The sequence below is a fragment of the Mesorhizobium sp. WSM4813 genome (assembly GCF_055811555.1).
Window position 1 is genome coordinate 1 of sequence record NZ_JBVVQU010000118.1, and the last position, 4,573, is coordinate 4,573.

At 60.0% G+C, this 4,573-nt stretch carries 4 protein-coding genes and 2 pseudogenes; 1 reads left to right on the top strand and 5 read right to left on the bottom strand.

Going from position 1 to position 4,573, the window contains the following annotated elements:
• Window positions 1-398 precede the first annotated feature (398 nt).
• Window positions 399-455 carry a hypothetical protein gene (locus AC0L25_RS32080; RefSeq protein WP_473599130.1) on the top strand — a complete coding sequence of 19 codons (57 nt, stop codon included), beginning with the start codon at window positions 399-401 and terminating at the stop codon, window positions 453-455.
• A gap of 680 nt (window positions 456-1,135) precedes the next feature.
• On the opposite strand, the pseudogene AC0L25_RS32085 reads toward AC0L25_RS32080, so the two are convergent.
• The 5 genes and pseudogenes from AC0L25_RS32085 to AC0L25_RS32105 form a co-directional block, all read right to left on the bottom strand.
• A pseudogene (locus AC0L25_RS32085) lies at window positions 1,136-1,595 on the bottom strand (IS66 family transposase); the annotation flags it as partial.
• A 25-nt stretch (window positions 1,596-1,620) separates the two neighbouring features.
• Window positions 1,621-1,908: pseudogene (gene tnpA, locus AC0L25_RS32090) on the bottom strand (IS66-like element accessory protein TnpA); the annotation flags it as partial.
• 362 nt (window positions 1,909-2,270) lie between these two features.
• On the bottom strand, window positions 2,271-3,380 hold the full coding sequence (locus AC0L25_RS32095; RefSeq protein WP_473599128.1) for an IS110 family RNA-guided transposase: 1,110 nt from the start codon (window positions 3,378-3,380) through the stop codon (window positions 2,271-2,273).
• Window positions 3,367-3,777 carry an MmgE/PrpD family protein gene (locus AC0L25_RS32100; protein ID WP_473599131.1) on the bottom strand — a complete coding sequence of 137 codons (411 nt, stop codon included), beginning with the start codon at window positions 3,775-3,777 and terminating at the stop codon, window positions 3,367-3,369. The genes AC0L25_RS32095 and AC0L25_RS32100 overlap by 14 nt, the downstream gene beginning before the upstream one ends.
• Window positions 3,778-3,880: 103 nt before the next feature.
• Window positions 3,881-4,573, bottom strand: a 693-nt coding sequence (locus AC0L25_RS32105) for an MmgE/PrpD family protein (RefSeq protein ID WP_473599129.1), incomplete at its 5' end; no start/stop codon positions are given.

Below are 4,573 nucleotides of genomic sequence, written 5' to 3' on the forward strand. Positions count from 1 at the left end.
TTGGCGGGGTTTTGACCGGCGATCTGGGTAGCGCGCTCACCACGCGACAGGAGATCGCGGCGACGCTGATGCCGCGGGCGTGGAGAGCGCGGGAAACTGAACTTCACCGGAATGCCGGGATAATTATCATGCTAGGAGTTGAATAGGGTGCGAACAGGAGCGTCTCGGCATTGTTATCACTCGAGAGACGAGCTCGTGATAGCGCGATTTTGTTTAGTCGCGAAGCTCATCGTCCTGTATCGCAGTACTGTATCGCATGGCGCGTCCACGACCGCCCTGCTTCAGACTAGTCTCTTCAGTTAAAGTCGTTTCCGGCCTAAATTTGCCCTCAGGGGCAGAAGCGACGATTGCTGGCGCGGAGCGATCGAGGTTAAACCATGACAATCTCTCGACGTGAAATGATCAAGGCGGGCTTGGCCGCGGCAGCGGCTATATCGATCCCCATCTGTTCTTAAGGCACAAACAGCACCAACTAACGCGGGGACCGTCCGGATGATGCTAGGTAACCTCAGTGTGTTAGATCCGATATTGACGACAGCGACCGAGACTGTCACCCATGACGCGCTGTTTGGGCTCGATTCCAAGTATATGGCGCAGCCGCAAATGGTGGGGAAGTGGGGCGTCTCCGACGACAAAAGGATTTATACGTTCGAGCCCCCGTGACGGCTTGAGCTGGCACAACGGCAGCGCCGTCACCGCTGCGGACTGTGTCGCGTCCATTCGTCGGTGGGGTCAGGTGAATCCCGGCGGACAACTGCTCATTTCGCGGACCAAGGATATCTCGAAGAGGAGTGACGCATGGTCAGACCTGGTAAATCAAGATGCAGCCAGAGTGAACCAGTAATGAGTGCTATATACGATCGATCACATCCATCTATTGAGGACATTGCGTACGTGGCACTGCAACATGAAGCCTCACTCGGAATACTGACTTCCGACCAAGGAGAGTTGCCCAACTATGAGAGGGGTAAGGAAACGGGCGCGATCGAGAATCCTGCAACCTTTGATTTTCCTGTCATCACGGAAATCGTGAAGGAAACCAGGGGCAAAAGAATTTTGGCAGGCGATCCGGTTCTTGAGCGCGGTTACGTTGCAGCGGCGCAACGCCTGGTCAGCGAGGCGCTGTCGCGATCAGTTCAAGGAAGCGCGAGAGGCCTTCCCAGCGCGAGAGCGTGTAGCGGATCGCCTCGGCGAGCTTTGTCTTCTGGCTGATCAGCCCGAGCTTTTCGCGAAGCCATGGTTCGAGTTCGACGACGATCGGGCGGCTCCTGTCCTGGCGCACGACACGGCGCTGCTCGGCCGATCGTCCACGGATGTCGTCTTCGACGCGATAGAGTTCCGCGATCCGTCTCAGCGCCTCGCTGGCGATTGGCGCGGGACCGGCCGCGGCGAGCTCGTAGAAGCGCCGGCGCACATGTGCCCAGCAGAAGGCGAGCGTCACGCCGCTCTTGTCGGCGAGCACGCGATAGCCGCCATAGCCGTCGACCTGCAAGATTCCGGCAAAGCCCACCAGATGAGCGATCGGACGCTCGGCCTTCCGATCCGGCGCATAGACAATAGGCGACGCCCGGCGGGTCGCTCCCCTCGGGTGGCTTGCCGTTTCCGCTGCTTCGGTGAACGGCTGGCTATAGGTTCCGCCGCCGCCAAAACCGCCGGCACAAAGGCAGGAGAATCTTGCTGCACCGAAGTGGCCTGTTTGCGCGCTTCGCGGCGCCAGGCGAAGACCTGCTGCGGCCTAAGGCCATACCGACGGGCTACCTCGGAAATGACTGCGTTCGGCTCCAGCGTCTCCGCGATGATCCGCGCCTTGTCATCCACCGACCAGTGACGCCGACCGCCGGCACCGTTGATCACCTCGAAACGCCGAAGCTGCCGCTCCGGGTCAAGCGTAAGGTCAAGTCCAGACACAAGGCGATCTCCGATCCCAATACAGGATCGGCAACCTCACAGATCGCGACCACTCCCGAAAGGTGGTCCGGAAACACCGCTCTGATGTCCGCTGTCAAGGTTTGGGACGCTTGAGGTCGCCCGATCCAAGGAACGGCTGCTTATTCTGATGATCGCGCATGGGTGGAGGCGGAACTGAAGGACGTCGGTGATCAAGCTCTGATGCGCGGGTTGGCTACCGCATTCCCGATTGTGCGTCCGGGGCTGTTCCTATCTTACTGCGGGCGTCGGCGGTTCGCCGGCCACAAAGCGTCTGACGGCCATTCCCCTGCCGTGGTCCCGCCTCCGCCCATGCGCGATATATGCGCCGTCGCGGCGAGCGATCAGGTGACGCGCGCCTCCCTTGCGACTGCCCACATGAAGCCGACCAGTTCACGGGCGATCGCGGTGCAGACAACCGTTGTCCGTTTACCCCGAGCGCTCAGCATGCGGTAGCGGGCTGTCAGGCGGGACTGCGCCTTCCAGGCGATCTCACGCACCTTCGGTGATGCCTTCTCCAACCGGTATAGCTTCGCCTTCCCGACCTTGGGCGGATGTCGATAGGTCCAGGCGCTCTCGACCAACATGTGGCGAACCCGACCGTTGCCTGCCTTTGTGATGCCGCCGCGCCGGACTGTCTCCCCGGTTGAGCGCTCGCCGGGGACCAGACCGAGATATCCCATGAGCTGGCGTGGGCTTTCGAACCGGCTGGCGTCACCGACTTCGGTGACGAACGTCACGGCGACAATCAGGTCTACCCCACGCAATGTCTGAAGCGCCCACACGATCGGTGCCAGCGACCAGGTCGGGACAAACTCTTCGATCACACGCTCCAGCCGCTCGACCCGCTCTTTCGAGACGCGCACCGCCTCGACCATCTCCTGGAGTGCGATCTGATGCGCGGGATGATCGAACCTTTGTTCCTGAAGCCAGCGTAGATAGCGCATCGTCCAGCTCTTCTTTCGCGGATAGCTACGGCCGTGCTTGAGCATGAATGCGCTCACCTGCTGGCGATGGACCCGCAGCGTCTCGACCGCGGCCGCCCGCGCGCGAACAAGATCCCGTATGGACTCGTGCCCTTCATCGGGAACCCACACCGCGGTCAGCTCGCCGGCGCGCAATAGCCGGGCAAGGGAAATGGCGTCTCGACGGTTCGTCTTCACCCGATCGCCGGGCTTCCTCGGTATCAATGATGGTGCAACCACGGTGCACTCGTGCCCGAGCGACCGGATCAGGCGATAAAGGCCGTACCCGGTCGGCCCAGCCTCATAGCAGAAATGCACGTAATCAAAGCGGCTGGCGATCCGGCCTATGACCCGCCGCATGCTGGTCGCCGACGCGTCGACCTCACCGAAGAACCGAACCTCTCCTTCCCGGCCTGCCTCCGCAACCGCAATAGCGTTCTTCAGCGTCGCAACATCGATTCTGACAAATGCTTCTCTATAATCCGCCACGGCTCGTCCTCCTGTGGTGAGGATCGGCTCGGCCCGCCGAGCAACACTCGGACGCGCAGTGTAGGGCGAGCCACCTCATCGGCAGAGGCGGACATACGGTCTTACGCCGCGGCATATGCGAGAAGGACATCTCGGCCCGATTGTTGTGCCAGTTCACCGGCCGCCAAAATCGCAGGGGGTGCTGGCGCAGTTGGGGCCCGCACGTCGGGTCGCTGATGTCGTCAAAATCGCAAGCGTGTGCCATCACACCGTTGGCGAGCGCGGCACCGAGCGCGGAACTTTGAACGGAATGGGCAAGAACTGTTGCTCTCTCACGCCCACCGTCTTCGGCCACTATCCTGTTGAGCACTATTCGGGTTACCGGCTCCCGTGCACCCGCATCACGCAGGCGAGACAGTCCATTACCCGAACTTCAGGGTACTAAGATCGCTTGGCGACAAGGCACCGAATTTTTCATAAAATCGCCTAGCTCTGAATTAGCTCGTCTTTGTGTCCCACATTCACCCGAGACCAGACCACTTACCGCCCACTAGCAGCTCGAATAGCGGTGCCAACGTGGGCTGCTTGTCAAGATCGCGGATGAAGTCTCCGATCAACCCGAGTTGTTTCTCGGAGAACGGCAACATCGACATTTCGGCACAAGCTTTGAGTTTCTGGATGCCATCGGCGAGGGAAGCCGGCTTTTCTGGGTGTCCGAATGCTTTGTCGACACGAATGAAATGTTCCGCTCCACCTTTCAGCTTTACTTTGACCGTCACCGGCGAATTAGAATAGAGGCCCCGAGTGCGTTCGATCTCTGGATCGACTTCGATCTTGGTGGCCGCCATGATCCGGCGCACAGCCGGATCCTCAAGTGCGTCTGGAAGGAAATCGCGAATCACGACTTGGCCCCGCTGCGCCGCGACAGAGATGGCGTAAGGCAAGCTGAAACGCGCTACAACAGCGTCCGTCGGGTTCCATTTCTGGTCGCGCGGCTGAACCACAAGACTTTCAGCGAGACGATTCAATCCGAGCTCAATTGAAACAATATCCTCGCCTGTGAAGTTGTGCTTCTGCCGCAATTGCAGCAGCCCGTCGATCCCAGGATGCGTACACTTACAGGCCGGCCACGGTTTGAAGCTAATGAAGGCGTTCACATAGTCGCGGCCGAGTTTGTTCATAAGCAAATCAAGGTTATAAGCTGGTTCGAAGGC